The sequence below is a fragment of the Ruegeria sp. CI5 genome (assembly GCF_056536885.1).
In genome coordinates, this window is record NZ_JBQFQN010000001.1 from 1,689,118 (window position 1) to 1,706,247 (window position 17,130).

General features: G+C 62.9%; 17 protein-coding genes. 4 read left to right on the plus strand and 13 right to left on the minus strand.

The genetic code is table 11. The features are described from left to right. Positions 1–2 precede the first annotated feature (2 nt). The 3 genes from ACR0BA_RS08390 to ACR0BA_RS08400 are packed head-to-tail and all read left to right on the plus strand — an operon-like array spanning position 3 to position 3,278. Positions 3–806: a DUF3299 domain-containing protein gene (locus ACR0BA_RS08390; RefSeq protein WP_480727329.1), complete on the plus strand. Its 804-nt coding sequence runs from the start codon at positions 3–5 to the stop codon at positions 804–806. Further along, the gene (locus ACR0BA_RS08395) at positions 803–1,984 is read left to right on the plus strand and encodes a carbohydrate porin (RefSeq protein ID WP_480727330.1); all 1,182 of its coding nucleotides are present in this window, start codon (positions 803–805) and stop codon (positions 1,982–1,984) included. Before ACR0BA_RS08390 ends, ACR0BA_RS08395 begins: the two co-directional genes overlap by 4 nt. A 52-nt stretch (positions 1,985–2,036) precedes the next feature. Then, positions 2,037–3,278, plus strand: a complete 1,242-nt coding sequence (locus tag ACR0BA_RS08400) for a dipeptidase (RefSeq protein WP_480727331.1) — start codon at positions 2,037–2,039, stop codon at positions 3,276–3,278. Here the strand turns inward: ACR0BA_RS08400 and ACR0BA_RS08405 are convergent. The 11 genes from ACR0BA_RS08405 to ACR0BA_RS08455 all read right to left on the minus strand — a co-directional run bounded on the left by ACR0BA_RS08405 (position 3,275) and on the right by ACR0BA_RS08455 (position 12,281). Beyond that, the gene (locus ACR0BA_RS08405) at positions 3,275–4,387 is read right to left on the minus strand and encodes an alpha-hydroxy acid oxidase (RefSeq protein WP_480727332.1); all 1,113 of its coding nucleotides are present in this window, start codon (positions 4,385–4,387) and stop codon (positions 3,275–3,277) included. The genes ACR0BA_RS08400 and ACR0BA_RS08405 overlap by 4 nt on opposite strands. Further along, complete coding sequence (gene comE, locus ACR0BA_RS08410) at positions 4,387–4,941, minus strand: sulfopyruvate decarboxylase subunit beta (RefSeq protein ID WP_480727333.1); 555 nt, start codon at positions 4,939–4,941, stop codon at positions 4,387–4,389. The genes ACR0BA_RS08405 and comE overlap by 1 nt, the downstream gene beginning before the upstream one ends. Beyond that, positions 4,938–5,444: a sulfopyruvate decarboxylase subunit alpha gene (gene comD / locus ACR0BA_RS08415; protein ID WP_170339639.1), complete on the minus strand. Its 507-nt coding sequence runs from the start codon at positions 5,442–5,444 to the stop codon at positions 4,938–4,940. The genes comE and comD overlap by 4 nt, the downstream gene beginning before the upstream one ends. A 49-nt stretch (positions 5,445–5,493) precedes the next feature. Then, positions 5,494–5,904, minus strand: a complete 411-nt coding sequence (locus ACR0BA_RS08420; protein ID WP_093964495.1) for a universal stress protein — start codon at positions 5,902–5,904, stop codon at positions 5,494–5,496. Positions 5,905–5,926: 22 nt separating this feature from the next. After that, on the minus strand, positions 5,927–6,907 hold the full coding sequence (locus tag ACR0BA_RS08425; protein WP_480727336.1) for a zinc-dependent alcohol dehydrogenase: 981 nt from the start codon (positions 6,905–6,907) through the stop codon (positions 5,927–5,929). After that, the gene (locus ACR0BA_RS08430) at positions 6,904–7,665 is read right to left on the minus strand and encodes an SDR family NAD(P)-dependent oxidoreductase (RefSeq protein WP_480727338.1); all 762 of its coding nucleotides are present in this window, start codon (positions 7,663–7,665) and stop codon (positions 6,904–6,906) included. The genes ACR0BA_RS08425 and ACR0BA_RS08430 overlap by 4 nt, the downstream gene beginning before the upstream one ends. Next, entirely contained in the window at positions 7,658–8,965 is a 1,308-nt protein-coding gene (gene hisD / locus ACR0BA_RS08435) for a histidinol dehydrogenase (RefSeq protein WP_480727340.1), read from the minus strand. Before hisD ends, ACR0BA_RS08430 begins: the two co-directional genes overlap by 8 nt. A 12-nt stretch (positions 8,966–8,977) precedes the next feature. Beyond that, a complete protein-coding gene (locus tag ACR0BA_RS08440; protein ID WP_170340241.1) occupies positions 8,978–10,306 on the minus strand; it encodes a TRAP transporter large permease in 1,329 nt (442 codons plus the stop codon). An 11-nt stretch (positions 10,307–10,317) separates the two neighbouring features. Beyond that, positions 10,318–10,830, minus strand: coding sequence for a TRAP transporter small permease (locus ACR0BA_RS08445; RefSeq protein WP_170405198.1), 513 nt, complete (start codon positions 10,828–10,830; stop codon positions 10,318–10,320). 98 nt (positions 10,831–10,928) lie between these two features. After that, positions 10,929–12,074, minus strand: a complete 1,146-nt coding sequence (locus tag ACR0BA_RS08450) for a TRAP transporter substrate-binding protein (protein ID WP_480727341.1) — start codon at positions 12,072–12,074, stop codon at positions 10,929–10,931. A 24-nt stretch (positions 12,075–12,098) separates the two neighbouring features. Then, on the minus strand, positions 12,099–12,281 hold the full coding sequence (locus tag ACR0BA_RS08455) for a hypothetical protein (protein WP_170365134.1): 183 nt from the start codon (positions 12,279–12,281) through the stop codon (positions 12,099–12,101). 135 nt (positions 12,282–12,416) lie between these two features. Here ACR0BA_RS08455 and ACR0BA_RS08460 point away from each other — a divergent pair, with 135 nt between their 5' ends. Next, positions 12,417–13,442 carry a LacI family DNA-binding transcriptional regulator gene (locus ACR0BA_RS08460; RefSeq protein ID WP_480727342.1) on the plus strand — a complete coding sequence of 342 codons (1,026 nt, stop codon included), beginning with the start codon at positions 12,417–12,419 and terminating at the stop codon, positions 13,440–13,442. 14 nt (positions 13,443–13,456) lie between these two features. On the opposite strand, the gene ACR0BA_RS08465 is transcribed toward ACR0BA_RS08460, so the two are convergent. Together ACR0BA_RS08465 and ACR0BA_RS08470 are read right to left on the minus strand one after the other, a co-directional pair. Then, on the minus strand, positions 13,457–14,428 hold the full coding sequence (locus ACR0BA_RS08465) for a LysR family transcriptional regulator (RefSeq protein WP_170339623.1): 972 nt from the start codon (positions 14,426–14,428) through the stop codon (positions 13,457–13,459). A gap of 90 nt (positions 14,429–14,518) precedes the next feature. Further along, positions 14,519–16,954 carry a GcvT family protein gene (locus ACR0BA_RS08470; protein WP_480727343.1) on the minus strand — a complete coding sequence of 812 codons (2,436 nt, stop codon included), beginning with the start codon at positions 16,952–16,954 and terminating at the stop codon, positions 14,519–14,521. Positions 16,955–17,130: the final 176 nt, after the last annotated feature.

Sequence of the window (17,130 nt, forward strand, 5' to 3'; positions counted from 1 at the left end):
TGATGAGGATTCGCGGTCGGGACCGCCATGACAAGCCCGCTTTTCTGAACTCCGCCCGAACTCTGCTGATTGCGGCGACGCTTAGCTTGGGTGCGGGCGCGCCGTCTTGGGCTGGCCTCTCGATTGGTTGGGACGATCTGCCCGACCCGACCGTCCAGACCTTCGAAGACCCCTATCGCGATCTCAGCCCCGAGCAATTCGACGACGTCCTGTTCGTCGTGCGACTGCGTGGCCGGCTGCAGCAGGATGTCGGAACGGACGAGGACCGCCAGAAGTGGCAGGAGCTTCTGCACGAGACCGAGGATGCCCTGGCCGCGGGCGGTGTCGACGTGGACTGGCTGTTGGGTCAACGCGAGGTCGTGACCGAACGCAGGGAAAAAGCAGCCACTCTTGGCAACCCCTTGTATGACGGGCAAGAGGTCACGCTGTCCGGTTTCGCCATTCCGGCCCCGGCGGACGCGGACGGGCGATCTGTTGTCTATCTGGTGCCCGAACGGGGTATGTGCAGTCATATGCCGCCGCCGCCGCCGAACCAGATGATCCGTGTGATGCTGGATGCCGACTGGGTTCCCAGCTATGTCCACGAACCCGTCCGCCTGACGGGGCGTCTGACGATTTCGCCGACCGATCACCAGATGGTGGTGGTGGACGGGCTGATGCCGATGCGCGCCACATTCCAATTGGAGGCAGACAAGGTCGAGACGCTCCAGAACCGCACCGACGGGCTGGAGTGGAGCGAGGATGCGACAGATCTTCTTCGGGCCGCGGGGCAGCGCAAAACCGGTGGTCAGGCGGCCTCGGAATGATCCGGCAGATTGCGCCGGTGCTGGCGGCCCTTGTCTGGGCCTCGGGTGCGGTCGCTCAGGGATTGTCAGGTCCCTCGTCGGTGAATGCCGAGCTTGAACCCGGAGACGGCTTGACCGATCCGCAATTCCGTTCGGATTTTCCACGCAATATCGCACCTGGATGGTTTGCCTGGAAGGATCGTCTGGCCGAAGACGGGTTCCGTTTCAACATTGACTATCTGGCCCTTGGGCAAACGACGGATGCCGACCTGGGCGCCGGTGAAGCCGCCAGCGGAATTGCCCGTTTCTATGGCAGCTGGCAGGCGACCGAACAGGGTTCGGTGACGTTCAAGGTGGAACACCGGCACAGCTATACCGATGTCGCGCCGCAGTTTCTGGGCCTGGACGGAGGCGCGCTTTCGATCACAGGAACCGCCTTCAACGACACGGGTTTGCTGCTGACGAACCTGTTCTGGTCACAGCGGGCCGCGGACGGGTCATGGACGCTGCAATTCGGTCAGATCGACGTGACCGACTTCGTCGACATTTATGGCCTTGTCAGTCCCTATAGCGGTTTCCAGAATCTGTCGTTCAACACCAACCCGACGATAAACGCCCCGAACCCCGGGCTGGGTCTTGCCGGGGGCGTGCGGCTGGGCAGCAATTTCTATGCTGTGGCGAGCGTCGCTGACGCAAATGCCGATCCGTCCGATCCGAACTTCGACGTTTTCAGCGACGGCAACCTCTTCAAATCGCTCGAGCTGGGCTACACGTCGGGATTTGATCGGATCTATTTCGACAACATCCATCTGACACTTTGGCACGCGGATGCAGCCGATGACGGCAGCCGGGCCGAAGACTATGGCGCGGCCTTCTCCGCCGCGTGGTTCGTGGGCAACCAATGGATGCCGTTCCTGCGCGCCGGCGCGGCAAAGGGAACGGCGGCGCTGTATGATCGGTCCCTGTCAGCCGGCATCGGGTACTACGGCCGGAACACCGATCTGGCTGGGCTGGGGCTGAACTGGGCCGAAGCCCGTGGCATCGACGGCGATCAGTTCACCCTCGAAGCTTTCTACCGTTTTTCGATTTCGCCCGGCTTGCAGATCACGCCGTCGGTGCAGTTCATCTCGAACCCACTGCTGAACCCCGGCCAGGACAGCGTGGCCCTGTTCGGCCTGCGGACAAGGCTCGTGTTCTGACGCTGGCCGGGTCTGCCCACTTGAGGCAATGAAACCCATGGAAGGACACTCGATGAAGCCACTGATGACTGCAGCCGCAACTGTCCTGACAATCGCCGCACCCCTTCACGCCAGCGAAGAGAGCAAGACCTGGGACGCATCGGACGAAGCCAGGCAGTTCGTGCAGGACACGATCGTACTGGGCATGCTGGCCAGCCCCTACGGAACCGGCTGGACCGAAGACGAACAACTGCACACCTACTTCCAACGCGCCCGGGACAACGGCATCACCGGCCATGAAATGACATTGGCCGCCGCTGACATGTCGTTCGACACGTTGCTTGAACAGCACTATCACTTCCGCGCCGCCATGGCGCAGCAGCCCGAGAATTATCTGATCGTGAATGAAACACGCGATATCGAGGCCGCGCATGCTCAGGGCAAGAAGGCTGTGATCTGGAACAGCCAAACGGCAACGATTCTGGATGGCGACCTCAAGAAGATGGCCCTGCTCAAGGACATGGGCATCAAAAGCATGATCCTGGCCTACAACGACATTTTCCGAACCGGATCAGGGCAGTTGGCAGTTTACAACGGACGGGACATCGGTCTGACCCCATGGGGCAAATCCGTGATCGATGAGATGGTGCGCTTTGGCATCCTGCTGGACCTTACCCACGCCGGGTCGAAAACGGCCAACGACGCGATGGACTACATGGACGAGAACTATCCCGGCGTGCCCTATGTCTACACCCACTCGGTTCCGGCGGGGCTCTACGCGAATGAGCCCAACGCCACGACCAAGGGCTGTTACCGAGCCATCCCGGACGACGAGGCACTGCGCCCAGCCAAGTCCGGAGGATACATATCGCCCACATTCACAGAATGGATGATGGACGGGGTATGGCCCGAAGACATCTCACCCAAGCAAGCCGCCGATATGATCGACTATTATGTCCAACTTGTCGGCGTCGACCATGTCGGGATCGCGACGGACGACATGTTTTCAACCGAACTTGTCGTTCAGTTCGCGACCGCGAATGCCAGCATGTATGACGACGGCGGCTACATGATTGATGCGTTCAACAAAGGTGCAACCAGGAATGGTGAATTGGCCAAGATCCTTGCCGCGATAACCGACGATCTGTGGGCGCGCGGCTATTCAAACGAGGACCTCGCCAAAATCTACGGTGGCAACAAAATGCGCGTCTATGCCCAGGTCTGGGAGGGCAAGCCGCCCGAACGGTTCTTGCAGGAATACCCTGAACGCCTGCGGATGAGGCAGGAGTTCCAGAACCTGTTCCACTCGCGCTAGTCCCCGTCCGGTCGTTGAATCTCCGACAAGGTGCTGACACCGATCTGGGCCATGGCGTTGTCCATCTCCTCGGACAGAACCGCCCACAACCGGTGCAAACCGGCCTCGCCGCCCGCCGCGACGGCGAATTGCAGGATCCGCCCGAAGAACAGGAAATCGGCACCAGCCATGAGCGCCTTGAGCGCATCTTCGCCGGACCGCAGGCCACTGTCATAAAACAGCGGATAGTTGTCGCCGACCGCAGCGCGGATCTGCGGCAGGACCGAGATCGGCGCGGGCGCGCTCTCCAACTGGCGGGCGCCGTGGCTCGAGACCTGGATGGCGTCGACTCCGGCAGCCTTCAGTGCAACCGCGTCTTCGACGTCCAGCACGCCCTTGACCACCAGCTTGCCCGGCCACCGGTCGCGCAACCTTGCCAGCGTGTCCCAATCGGCCATTGCACGGCTTTCGGTGCGGTCGAACGCGAACCCCTCCATCAGGAAATTCGCCATCTGCGGTTTGCCCTTCAGCAAGGTCGAGATCGACCAGCGCGGGTGCAGCGCGAAATCCAGAAACTGCCACGGCCCGACCCGGAACGGCATACGGAAGCCGTGGCGCAGTTCGCGCGGGCGGCGGCCGACTTCGGGCACGTCAACCGTCAGGATCAGAGTCTTGTAGCCCGCGGCCCTTGCCCGATCGACCAGCTTGAACGTGCCGTTGCCATCGCCGCTGAAATACAGCTGAAACCAAGCATGGCCCCGGGCCTCTTCGATCAGCGCCTCCATCGGTGTCGAGGCCACCGTGGAAACGCCCAGCGGCACCCCGTATTGCGCCGCCAGCCGCGCCAGCATCAGGTCGGCGCCCGGAGCGGACAGGTTGCACATGCCCATGGGCGCGATACCGAAGGGCCTGTCGGCTGGTTGCCCGAATACGCGGGTTGCCAGTGACCGGGTACTGACATCGCGCAGGATCCGGGGGCGGAGGGTCATCGCGTCCAGCGCCGCGCGGGTGCGCCGGGCCCCGGCCTCGGACCCGGCGGCCCCGTCGATATAGTCGAACACCATCCACGGCAGACGCCGCCGGGCCAGCCGGCGGGCGTCTTCGGCGCTGTGGATGGCGCTTGCGCCCATCAGGCCTGAACGGCCTTCATGAAGCGGTCGCGGATGACGACCGGGTCCATCGTGATCGGCGGCATCTTGGCGTTTCCGCTTTCACATTTGCTGACGATGATGGTCATCTGGCGGGCGTCCAGCGCCTCTTGCAGCACGCGGCCGGTCTCTTCGGCCCGGCATTCGATCACGCGCTCGCATCCCGCCGCCTCGGCCATCTTGGCCAGCGAGGTCTTCTGCCCCGCATAGGTCGGCTGATCGCCGGTCGAGCCATACGAGCCGTTGTCGATGATCAGCAGGATGTAGTTGTCGGCCACGTTGTTGGCGATGGTCGGCAGCGTCCCCAGGTTGGTCAGGATCGAGCCGTCGCCGTCGATGACAATTACCGGTTTTGGCTGGGCCAGCGCCAGCCCCAGACCGATGCTCGAGGCCAGCCCCATCGTGCCCAGCATGTAGAAATTGGTGGCCTGATCGTCGATGGCATGCAGTTCCTGGCTGGGGATGCCGATGTTGCACACGACCAGTTGGTCACGCAGGATCGGGGCGATTTCCTTCAGGATTTCAGAACGGATCATTGGTCGCCATAGCCTCCCCAGAAATTGGCGTCGGTCAGGATCGCGACGGGCTTGTTGCACATGAAGGTGTATTTCAGGATCGCGTCCAGTTCGGCCACGTCTTCCTGATGGTGGAAATGGTAGGTCGGGATGTGCATCTGCGCCAGCAGGGCCTTGGTGTGAACGGCCATCTCGACCTGGCAGGCGATGGGCTCGCGCAGTTCGCCCCGATACGAGATCAGCATCGGCAGCGGCATCCGGTAATACTGGATCAGCGTCGCCAGCGTGTTGATCGTGACCCCGATCGCGGTGTTCTGCATGATGATCGCGGGTCGCTTGCCGCCCATCCAGGCCCCAGCGCACAGGCCCATGCCCTCGTCCTCTTTGTTCGAGGGGATGTGGTAGATGGAGTCGTGGGCGTCGATCTCGGCGATGACGCCGGCCAGTTGCTTGCACGGCACCGTGGTGACGAACGAGATGTCGTTGGCCACCAGATCTTCGGTGATCTTCTTGTCTATGTTCATGTCGAAACTTCTGTTCCTAGGTTGGGGCGCCGAGGGCGCGATGGACGGGTCAGGCCCTGCGGTGGACGTGGACGGCACATTTTGCATGCCGCACCACGCGCGACGCGGTGGAGCCAAGGAAATAGTCGGTCAGACCGGGCCGGTGCGAGCCGATGACGACGCAATCGAACCCGTGGTCGTTGGCATAGTCGATGATCGTGCGTGCGGTGTGGCCCTTGACCAGTTCGGGCTTTACATCCGGCAGGCCTTTCAGCTTTTCCATCAGGACTTCGCGGGCCCGGGCAAAGCCATCGGCCACGGCATCCTTGTCCAGATAGACGCTGACCGATCCCTGAGGCATCTCATAGACATGCAGAGCCACGATCTCGGCGGATCCGCCGCCCAAGGCACGGGCGATCTCGAGCGTTTGCGGTGAAATGCCGTGATCAAGCGCCATGGGGACAAGAATTTTTTTATACATGTTTACCTCCAGTTTCGGGCGGTCAGGCCCACGGGGACAGCACGATTTTCGGAACCGCGACCTCGCCCGAGCGTAGCTGGGCAAAGGCCCGGGCGCCATCGGCCAGATCGCGTTCTTCGATCCAGTCCAGAGGGCCCAGCGCGCCGTCAAAGATGGCCTGGGCGGTCTGACGGAAATCCTGCGCGGTATAGGTGTAGGTTCCGATGAAGGTGATCTCTTGCAGGGTCATGCGCCGTACGTCCAGCCCGCCGGCGTCCTCGCCCAGGCCCACATGCGCGATCACCCCGCCGGGTTGGGCCCGTTCCGAGGCCACCGCACGGGTGGCGGCAAAGCCCACGGCATCGACCACGATCGGGAAGTCGCCCTGCGCTTCAGCTACGACCTTGGCGCAATTCAGCCTTTGCAGGAACGTCCGCCGCAGGTCGTTGGGTTCGACCACGGTCACATCCACGACATCCATCGCCCGCAGCGCCAGCGCGGCCGCAAGGCCAATCGCCCCACCCCCGATCACCAGCGCATGACGCTCCATCGCCGGGTGCAGCGCCTCGAGCGCGAGGCGTGCGGCGTGCCAGCTGACTGCCAGCGGCTCGGCCAAGGCGGCTTTGGCGAAGGGTACATGGTCCGGCACCTCGACCAGATTGTCCCAGGGCATCGAAACATATTGGGCAAAGGCACCTTCGCGCGGGGGCATCGAGATGATCTGACGGTCGGGGCACAGGTTTTCCCGTCCCGCTTGGCAGGCCGGACACTGCCCGCAGTTTACAAGCGGATTGATCGTGACCCGCGTTCCGTCCTTGGGGCCGCCGATCACGGTGCCCGCCGCCTCGTGACCCAGGATCAAGGGCGCCGGGCGGCGCGCATCATGGCCCAGATAGGCATGCATGTCGGACCCGCAGATCCCAGCGGCCTCGACCCGGATCAGGTGCTCGCCAAGTTGCGGCGCGGCGTCCGGTACGTCGCGGTAGACCAGGCGTTCGACACCTTCATAAACCAGAGCTTTCATTTCGCCGTGAACCCCCCGTCAACCATCAGGATCTGCCCGGTGACATAGTCGGATGCCTGCGAGCACAGAAAAAGGATCGGCCCGTCGATGTCGTCCATGCGGCCATTGCGACCGATGCATGTCTGCGCCGCGTTGCGGGCCGCGCGGGCGGGGTCATCGAACACCGCCTGCGTCAGCTCGGTCGGAAAGAAGCCCGGCCCGATGGCGTTGGCGGTGATCCCGTGGGACGACCAGGCCTCGGCCATGGCGCGGGTCAGCTGGGCGATCCCGCCCTTGCTGGCCCCGTAGGCGATCCCGCCGGGAAAGGCCCGCGTCGTCTGCAGCGAGGCGAAGTTCACGATCCGGCCCCAACCACGCGCCTTCATCACAGGTACCATGGCCTGGCTGAGGAAGAACGGCGCACCGAGGTTCAGGCCCAGTGTCGCGTCCCAGCCTTCGGGCGTGACGTCATCGGCGGCCTGTCGCGAGTTCACCCCGGCGGCATGAACCACGATATCCGGTGCGCCGAACGGGGCCGAGATTTGTTCGACCAGCGATGGCAGGCCGTCCCGGTCGGCCACGTCACCTGCGACCACCGCAGAGCCTGCACCGATCTCGGCCTGCAACTCGGCCAATGCCTCGGCCCGGCGGGCAACGCCCACCACCCGCGCGCCTGCAGCCGCCAGCACCTGCGCAACGCGCCGGCCCAGCCCCGAACTGGCGCCAGTGACGCAGGCCACCCGGCCGGTCAGATCGAACAGGTCGCGGGGGTCATTCATCTGCGGTCAGGTCAAAGGTTTCGTCCGGGAAATACTTGGCCAGGCGCACATCTGCGGCGCGGGCGTGGCCCTCCATCCCTTCCAGACGCGAAATCCGCGCGGTCGCCTCGGCGATGGGTTTCGAACCCTCGCGCGTGGCCCGCTGCCAGGTGACGATCTTCATGTATTTGTGCACGCTCAGCCCGCCGGTATAGCTGGCCGCGCCTGACGTGGGCAGGACGTGGTTCGTACCGGTGGCCTTGTCGCCATAGGACACGGTCGTTTCTTCGCCCAGGAACAACGAACCATAGCAGGTCAGCCGATCCAGCCACCAATCCAGATCCGCGGCCTGCACGGTCAGGTGCTCGGGGGCGTAGTCGTCGGAACAGGCGGCCATCTCTTCGCGGTCCGCGCACAGGATCACCTCGGCATAGTCGCGCCAGGCGGCGGCGGCGTTGTCGCGGTTCAGCTCGGGCAGATCGGCGATCAGCGTCGGAACCAGCTCCATCACCCGGGTTGCCAGATCGCGGTCATCGGTCACCAGCCAGACGGGCGAATTGTAGCCATGCTCGGCCTGGCTGACCAGGTCGGTGGCCACGACGAAGGGGTCGGCCGTGGCATCCGCCAGGATCAGGCTGTCGGTCGGGCCCGCGATCATGTCGATGCCGACCTTGCCGTACAGTATTCGCTTGGCCTCGGCCACGAACTGGTTGCCCGGCCCCACAAGGATGTTGGCGCGCGGCAACCCGAACAGGCCATAGGTCATGGCGGCCACGCCTTGCACGCCCCCCATGGCCAGGATGCTGTCAGCGCCACTGATATGGGCGGCGTAGACGATCGCCGGGGCAACGCCCTCGCCCGGGCGGGGCGGTGAACAGGCGGTGATGTGACGGCACCCCGCCACTTTGGCGGTGGTCACGGTCATGATGGCGCTGGCGACGTGGCTGTACCGTCCGCCGGGCACATAGCAGCCCGCCGCATCGACCGGGATGGCCTTCTGCCCCGCGATGAAGCCCGGCACGATTTCCAGCTGCACATCCGACACGGTGGCCTTCTGCGCTTCGGCAAAGCGGCGCACGTTGTCCTGGGCAAAGCGGATGTCGGCCTTGAGCTTTTCCGGCACCCGGGCGCAGGCGGCGTCGATTTCCGCGGGGGTCATCAGTACGTTGCCCTCGAACTTGTCGAACTTGGCCGCGTATTCCATCGCCTTGGCGTCGCCGCCGGCCTCGATGTCGGCCAGAATGGTCTTGACCGTGTCATGCACCTCGGACGCGTGGGATTGTGCGGTCAGGGTGGCCTTCTTGAGGTATTCACGCGACATATTCAGAAGATCCTATTGGTAGATTTCAGGAAGCAAAGTGGTCGACAGCGCCGGAACGTAGGCGATCAGGATGACGACGATCAGCATGGTCAGCACGAAGGGCACGGCGCGGGCCGCGATCTTGAGGATGGATTCACCCGTGATCCCCGACACCACGAACAGGTTCAGCCCCAGTGGCGGCGTAATGAAGCCCACCCCCAAGGCGGTGATCATCATGATGCAGAACTGGATCTCGTTCATGCCGATATTGTCCGCCAGCGGTTTAAGGATCGGGGCTAGGATGACGATATTCGGTGTCGTCTCCATGACGCAACCGGCCGCGATCAGAATGCCGATCATCAGCAGGATCAGCAGGAACGGATCCTCGGTCAGCGAGGTCACCGAGGCCACGAAGCCCTGCGGCACGCCCATGATCGCCAGCGCCTCGGCCAGCGGGGCCGAGAAGGCGATGATCGGCAGGATAACCCCGTTCACCTTGGCCGAGCTGACCAGCATCGACGGGAAGTCCGCCAGCGTCAGCGTGCGCAGGATGAACCCCATGATGATGGTGACGACGACGGCGGTCGCGCCAGCCTCGGTCGGGGTCAGGCGACCCGAAAAGATGCCATAGAAGATGATGCCCGGCACGATGAAGGCGTACCAGCCCGACTTCAGCGCCTTGCCCAGGTTGGCCAGCCATTCGCCCATGGTCATCATCCCGCCGCCCTCATAGGCGTAGAGACGGTTCATGATGATATTGGTCACGAGGATCGAGATCAGGATCGCCAGCCCCGGGATCAGAGCAGCCAGAAACAGGGTCGAGGCCGAGATGCCCAGCACGAGCCCGATGATGATATAGGCGATCGAGGGCGGGATCAGGATCCCGGTACAGGCCCCCGCCGCCACCAGCGCACAGGCATAGGGGCGCGGATAGCCGCTTTCGACCAGTCGGTTGATCGTCATCCGACCCACCGCCGCCGCTCCTGCCGCGTCGGACCCCGAGATGGCCGCGAACATGCCGCAGACCAGAACCGTGGCCGAACCGAACCCGCCTTTGGCGAAACAGGTCAGCGCCTCGGCCACGTCCAGAAACTTGCGCGACAGCCCGGTTCGCACCAGTACGTCACCGGTCAGGATGAACAGCGGCACCGCGGTCAGGGCAAAGGCGTCGATGCCGGTGAACAGGCTTTCGCCGACAAGGCTCAGCGGCAGGTCGCCCGACATGATCAGCATCACGATCGCAGCCGAGCCGATTGCGGCCCAGACCGGAACAGCCAGCGCGATCAGGCCGACGAACAGGATCACGGGCAGGTAGAAATCCCAGCCCAGTTCGACCGTTTGATTGAGAGAACTCCACAGCATCCGGTTTCTCCTCAGTCAAACAGCTTGTCGCCTTCGAAAACGGGCGTGCCGTCACGAAGGCTTTTGATGTCATTCGTCAACGATTGGATCAGGCGCCAGATCATCAGGGCAAAGCCCGTCGGCACCGCCATCAGGAACCACACCTTCGACACCCGCAGCCCGTCAGTGACCGAGCCGAATTTGGCCGAGACATGAACCGCCTCGTAGGACCAGTAGAGCGCGATGACCGCCACCGCGAACATCACCAGATCACCAAAGATATACAGCACCGCCTTGGGCCGCGGCCCGAGGTAATGCATGATCACGTCGATCCGGATATGGGCGCGTTCCTTGACCGCCGCCGCCGCGCCGATCCAGGCCAGATAGATGAAGGAATAGCGGACGATCTCCTCGCCCCAGATCGAGGAATAGGCGAAGATCTCGCGCCGCAGCACCTCGATTGCCATCGTGATGACCAGCATCACGTAAAATACCAGCAGCAGCCAGCGTTCGGCGTTGCGGTCTATGGTTTTGAGTAAGGACATCGCTTCCCTCGGCAAGGCTGGGGGGATGGGCCTGAAAGCTCAGGCCCTGCAGGTCTGGCGAAAAGGCGGGCAGACGTCCGGCGCCCGCCCGATCCGCATCAGGCGTCGTGGACGTAGTATTTGCCTTGGGTTCCGGCCGCCTCGACCAGCTTTTCGAAGGCATCCATCGACCCGGCCAGCTCGGTCTTGAAGGGGTCCCACTCCGAACGCTGATAACCGCCGGCCTCCTGCCACTCGGCCAGTTGGTCGTCGGTCAGCGAGTGGAACTCGACTCCGGCCTTGTTCAACTCGGCCATGGCATGGGCGCGGGCCGAGGGGACCTTGGCAAGGTTCTGGTGGCTGGTCATCTCCGAGCCCCACATGATGCCCTCTTGCACGTCGGCCGGCATCGAGCTGAACCATTCCAGGTTGCAGGAATAGACTTGGCTGTCCGGCACCGCCTGGGTGAAGGTGACGTGGGACAGAATGTCCTTGAAGCCAAACACGTAGAGCGCGCCGACCGACGGGTCGAGCGCATCCGCCACGCCCTGCTTGATGGCCGAGGGGGTCTCACCCCAGGCAACAGGCGTCGGGTTGGCACCGGCCATGCGGTAGTATTGCTGCAGCATCTTGGACCCGGGCACGCGGAATTTCACACCGCTCATGTCCGAGGGGGTGATGATGGCATTTCCGCCCTGGCGCACGGCCACGACGCGCGGGTCGATCACGACATAGAACAGCGCCTTGAAGCCTGCGGCCTCGACCTTGGGGTGTACTTCGTTCTTCCAGGTGTCGGAATGCACCAGGTTGGTAAACCGCTGGTTCGAGCCGCACAGATACGGCATGTTGATCAGGTCCACGGTCGAAGCGAAGGGTGCGAAGTTCGACAGCGAATGCTGCGCCGCCTGGATGGTTCCACCCTGCACCTTCTGCACCAACGCGCCGCCCGCGCCCAGCTGCCCGCCCGGGGCCAGCTTGACATAGACCTTGCCGTTGGTTGCGTTCTGGATGTTCTCCTTCAGATCCAGTTGCATGATCGGATAGCTGCGCGAGGCGCCCAGCACATAGGCCGTAGCGACCGTCATCACATGCTCGGCAGCTTGTTCGCGTTCCTTTTCCTCCTTCGCGGTCTGCGCCGCGGCCTCGGATGACCACAACACGCCGCTTGCGCCCGCCACCAGTGCGGCCGTGAACGCGCCACTGGCGCTGAGTTTCAGGAAATTGCGGCGTTCAGCTGACGCCAGTTCCATTTGATCTTTGTTCATTGATTGCCCTCCCATTGGAAAAATTCAGCCGCCGTTCTCCTCGCGTTCGGCCTCTTTTTTCAGAATTGCGACAACGAACAGGATCGACGCCGCGAACAGAACCAGCATCTCGCCCACGTCCCCAAGAAACGCGCGGCCTGCGAACGCACCCAGCGCCACGTTCGCGAAATAGACGACGAAGACGATGGCGGATGCGGCAAGAAACATTTTCGGGACTCCGGGTAGAATCGGCACTGATGCCATTTGTAAGCGCTTACATGGAAAATGCAAGCGCTTACATTTCAACTTTCATTGCCAACCCGATCCGGTTAGAATTGGACAGAGCAAAGATTAGGTTTGGAAATGTCGAAGCTGAAGCCCGCCCCGACACTGGATGACGTTGCCAGAAAGGCGGGCGTTTCCACGGCTACGGTCTCGCGCTGCATCAATACACCGGATCGGGTTGTAGAAGCGACCCGCGAACGCGTGCAGTCGGCGATCGAAGCCTTGGGCTATACACCAAATTTCGCGGCTCGGGTCATGGCGGCCAAACGCACGTTTACCATCGGCGCGATCATCCCGACGATGGAGAACGCCATCTTTGCGCGCGGCTTGCAGGCCTTTCAGGAAGAGCTGCACCAACATGGATATACGCTGCTGGTATCCAGTTCGGCCTACAAACCGGCCACCGAAGAAGAGCAGATCCGTACTTTGGTTGCCCGCGGCGCCGATGGCCTGCTGCTGATCGGACACGACCGGGCGCCACGCATCTACGAATTTCTTGAGCACCGAGAAATTCCGGCGCTGGTCGCGTGGTCATTTTCCCCGGACGGACGTCTGCCCTCCATCGGTTTCGACAACCGTGCGGCCATGTACGAGCTGGCAAAAAGGGTCCTCGACCTCGGGCACCGGCGGCTTGCAGTGATATCGGGTATCACCCACGGCAACGACCGCGCACGCCTTCGGTTGGACGGGGTGCGCGACGCTGTTCGGCAGCAAGGGCTTGACCCGCAGGTGCTTCAGGTCTTCGAGACCCCGTACGAGATCGAAAACGGCGCAGAAGCCTTCGCGCGTCTCATGTCGCAGGACGCGCCGCCGACGGCTGTCATGTGCGGCAACGATGTGTTGGCCGCCGGCGCTTTGCTCAGGGCTCAGGACATGGGGCTGAAAGTGCCGCAGGATGTCTCGATCACCGGGTTCGATGACATCGAACTGGCCCGGATCCTGCGCCCGGCGCTGACAACCGTGCATGTGCCGCATCGGGAAATGGGCGGAAAAGCCGCCAAGGCCTTGATCGAAATGGTTGAAAAAAGGTCCCCGGCGGCCGGTGAACACCTGTATACTCATATCGTCGAACGACAGTCTCTGGGTCCTATTGTTTCGGCGTGATCCGTATGCCTAGGTCAGGCGGCCTGATCTTCCATCGTCCGGAAATCACCCTTCAGCCACAAATGCCGTTTGCACATCGGCTCGGTGAAATACTGCCGGATCAAGCTGCTGAGGGCCTTGTGGATCAGTTTTGAGGTGGTGTCCGGATAGACCTCGGTCGTAAACAGGGAAACGATCCTGACAAAGTTTCGACCCGGAAAAGGGGTTGCCCGCACCGAGTCATGATAGCGATGCGCCCGGTGGAAACACCCGGCCGTGGTGATCGCCCATCCGCTGCCTTCGGCGACCAGCCCCATGATCGACTGGTTGCATTCCAGCTCAAACCGGTTGGGCAGGTTGTACTTGTTGCGCGTCAGCTGGATCTCTATCTGCTTGCCGATCGTGTAGTCTCGCGAATACCGCAGCAGCGGCAGGTCGGAATGGGGCGAGAACAGATCCTGCACCTCGCCCTTGAACTTTTCGGGCACGATCACGATGAACGGATCCCGCATCAAAGGATATTCGATCAGGCCCTGTGTGCCGCCCGGCGGTCGGGTCGCCACGCCCGCGTCCAGCTTGTGCTCCTGCAATTTCTCGATGATCTCGTGGCTGGGCCGTGTGAAATGCCGGAAATTGCAGCGCGGCAGCGCATGGGCCAGAAACCGGATCAGTTCAGGCGCGATCTGGTTGTCGAAATCATCCACCAGGGCCAGCCGCAGATCGGTGGCGTGGCGCCAGTTGCCAGACCGGATCTCGGCCTCGCCCCGCTTCAACACGGTCAGGCCATCGCGTACATAGCGCGAAAATACCTCGCCAGCCGGTGTCAGGCTCATCGGACGACGGCCGTGATCCACCAGTGCGATGCCAAGGGCGTCTTCCAGGCTGCGAAGATGGTTGGAAACGGTGCTGATCGACAAACCCGTTTCCGAGGCCACCTGCTGAATCGAACCGGACTTGGCGATCAGGCGGAACACTTCCAACCAGCGCAGGCTCAGTGTTTTGGACACGGGGCAAAACCCTCCCGCAATTTCGATTTCATCGAAACTAGCGAAACAGAGTTTTTGCTTTCGGGCAATGGTGAATGTTGGTCACACCCATTAGCTGCGCATGCGGGTGAACTCGGGATCGTAGGGGCAGGCAGGGATCACCCGCGCCGGAACCCTGTCACCACACAGGTCCAGCATCATCTCGCTGCCCTCGGCTGACAGGTGCGGCTCGACAAAGGCATGCGCCAGGTTCAGCCCGGTGCGATGCCCCCAGTCGCCTGAGGTCACCGTTCCCACCACCCGATCCCCGACCATCAGCGACGCACCGGGTTGCGCGGGCGCGTGCGTGGCCTGCACTTGCAGGGCAACCAGCTTGCGCGACGGCCCATTGGCTTGCCGTTCGATCAGCGCCGCGCGCCCGATGAACTCCGGCTTGTCCAGCCTAACAAAGCGGCCCAACCCAGTTTCGAACGGGTCATATTCGGTGATCAGGTCGGCCTTCCAATGCAGGAAGGTCTTCTCCACCCGCATCGACTCGATCGCCCGCGCGCCGAACAATTGTAGGCCAAAGGCCTGTCCGGCCTGTCGCAGCGCAAGATAGGCCGCATAAAGCGAGGCGTTGGGCACATGGATCTCATAGGCCAGTTCGCCCGAGAAACTGACGCCCATCACGGTGGCGGGCGCGATGCCGACAAAGCACTCGCGTACGCTGAGCCACGGGAAGGCGTCCCGCGACCAATCCCCGCGCGAACAGGCCGACAGCACGTCACGCGCCCGTGGTCCGGCCAGAACCAGGATGGTCTGGTCGTTGGTCAGGCTGCGCAGGTGCACGTCCTCGTCGGGGGCGATGTGCCGGGACAGCCAATCCATGTCATGCAGTTCGGCCGCTGCGGCCGAGCCGTACCAAACCCGATCCGGCCCCCGGTCACTGGCGGGCAGATTTGCGATGGTCGCCTCGGCCTTGACCATACCCTGAAGGTTCAGCAGATAGGCCAACCCCACCCGACCCGGGCGACGAGGCAGCGCGCCGCAGATCATCCGGTCGAGGAACGCATGCCGGTCGGCACCGGTGATCTCGATCCGGTTGAACCCGTTGACCTCGGCCAGCCCGACATTCTGCTGCACATTGGCAACCTCGGCGGCGACTACGTCGAATGTTTCGTCAAAATCGAAACTGAGCGTCGGCATGAAATCGGGCGTGGGCTTGATGTACTCGACCCGCTCCCACCCATTCACCACGGTAAATTCCGCGCCCTCGGCGGCCAGAACCGGGGTCAGCGGCGTGGTTTTGGCAGGCCGCCCGGCGGAGCGGTGTTCGTGCGGAAAGTGAAAGCGGAACTCGTTCTGGTAGTCCTCGATCGCCTTCAGCGCGGTCAGTTCGACATTGGCGTGCCCGGCGAACCGGCGCGGGTCGAGGCACCAGGTGTCATAACAGGCCTCGCCATGCACGATCTGCTGGGCCAGAAGCCAGCCGTGGCCGCCCCCCTCGCCCAGCCCGGCCCGCAGGCCGATGATGCAGAATGCGTTGCGCTTGCCGGGGATCGGCCCGACCAGAGGCGCGCCGTCGATCGTGTAGGTGATCGGGCCGTTGACGACCGTGTGGATCCCGGCCTCCATCAGCGCGGGCATGCGGGCAAACGCGCCTTCCAGAACATCGGTCACCCGGTCCAGATCGTCCGGGCACAGCGCGTTGACGAAATTCGGGTCTATCCCGTCCATGCCCCAAGTCTTGCAGTCCTGTTCGTAGAAGCCCAACAGCAGCCCGCTCTTTTCCTGCCGGCAGTAGTAATCGCTGATCGGGCAGCGCAGCAGCGGCATGCGGTGGCCGGCATCGCGGATCGCGGGGATTTCCTCGGTCAGAAAATACTGGTGCTCCATTGAGGCCACGGGATGGTGCACGCCCATCATCGCGCCAACCTCGTTCACGCGGTAGCCACAGGCGTTAACCACGATGTCGCAGTCGATGTCGCCGTGCTCGGTATGAACGGTCCAGGTGTCGTCCCTGTGCTGGGTCAGGGCCGTGACCGGCGTGTTGCGATAAACCTCGGCCCCGGCCTTGCGCGCCCGCCGCGCCAGCGCCTGACACAGCTGGGCGGGATCAATGTCTCCGTCCAGCGGATCCCACAACCCGCCCAACAGATTGTCGATGGAAATCAGCGGGTGGCGACGGGCGCATTCCTGTGCGTCGATCACCTCAAAATACACGCCCATACCCCGCGCCATCGAAGCGAAATGGCGATAGCCCTGCATCTGCGCTTCGGTATTGGCCAACCGGATGCCACCGTCGCCATGATGGTAGTTGATCGGATAGTCCGGATCCTCGGCCAGTTCCTTGTACAGGCGGATCGAATGCGACTTGAGCCCCACCATCGTCTGGTTCATTCCGAAATTCGTCACCTGCGCGGCCGAATGCCATGTGGTGCCGGATGTCAGCTCGTTGCGCTCTACCAGAACTACGTCGCTCCAGCCTTCCTGCGTCAGGTGATACAGGGTTGAACAGCCGGCGATTCCGCCGCCGATCACCACGACCTTGGTGCGCGATTTCATGGGTGTGCTCCTTCTGACGTTCCCCGAACCCTGCCGAACGGTGCGACGGGCGGGCAATGGCGCAGTGGCCGGTCCCGAAAAATCGAAACGGGGATTGAGATTTCTCAAAACGGCATTTCCGCTTTGGCCGCACCCCGCGTTGCCGCGTACTCTGCATGGCAGGATCGGATCAGGAG

Coding starts and splice junctions, on each gene's coding strand:
- comE (WP_480727333.1), bottom strand. CDS start 4,941: ATGATCCGTTCTGAAATCCTGAAGGAAATCGCCCCGATCCTGCGTGAC.
- ACR0BA_RS08425 (WP_480727336.1), bottom strand. CDS start 6,907: ATGAAAGCTCTGGTTTATGAAGGTGTCGAACGCCTGGTCTACCGCGAC.
- ACR0BA_RS08420 (WP_093964495.1), bottom strand. CDS start 5,904: ATGTATAAAAAAATTCTTGTCCCCATGGCGCTTGATCACGGCATTTCA.
- ACR0BA_RS08400 (WP_480727331.1), top strand. CDS start 2,037: ATGAAGCCACTGATGACTGCAGCCGCAACTGTCCTGACAATCGCCGCA.
- ACR0BA_RS08450 (WP_480727341.1), bottom strand. CDS start 12,074: ATGAACAAAGATCAAATGGAACTGGCGTCAGCTGAACGCCGCAATTTC.
- comD (WP_170339639.1), bottom strand. CDS start 5,444: ATGAACATAGACAAGAAGATCACCGAAGATCTGGTGGCCAACGACATC.
- ACR0BA_RS08430 (WP_480727338.1), bottom strand. CDS start 7,665: ATGAATGACCCCCGCGACCTGTTCGATCTGACCGGCCGGGTGGCCTGC.
- ACR0BA_RS08445 (WP_170405198.1), bottom strand. CDS start 10,830: ATGTCCTTACTCAAAACCATAGACCGCAACGCCGAACGCTGGCTGCTG.
- ACR0BA_RS08470 (WP_480727343.1), bottom strand. CDS start 16,954: ATGAAATCGCGCACCAAGGTCGTGGTGATCGGCGGCGGAATCGCCGGC.
- ACR0BA_RS08440 (WP_170340241.1), bottom strand. CDS start 10,306: ATGCTGTGGAGTTCTCTCAATCAAACGGTCGAACTGGGCTGGGATTTC.
- ACR0BA_RS08455 (WP_170365134.1), bottom strand. CDS start 12,281: ATGTTTCTTGCCGCATCCGCCATCGTCTTCGTCGTCTATTTCGCGAAC.
- ACR0BA_RS08390 (WP_480727329.1), top strand. CDS start 3: ATGAGGATTCGCGGTCGGGACCGCCATGACAAGCCCGCTTTTCTGAAC.
- ACR0BA_RS08405 (WP_480727332.1), bottom strand. CDS start 4,387: ATGGGCGCAAGCGCCATCCACAGCGCCGAAGACGCCCGCCGGCTGGCC.
- ACR0BA_RS08460 (WP_480727342.1), top strand. CDS start 12,417: ATGTCGAAGCTGAAGCCCGCCCCGACACTGGATGACGTTGCCAGAAAG.
- ACR0BA_RS08395 (WP_480727330.1), top strand. CDS start 803: ATGATCCGGCAGATTGCGCCGGTGCTGGCGGCCCTTGTCTGGGCCTCG.
- hisD (WP_480727340.1), bottom strand. CDS start 8,965: ATGTCGCGTGAATACCTCAAGAAGGCCACCCTGACCGCACAATCCCAC.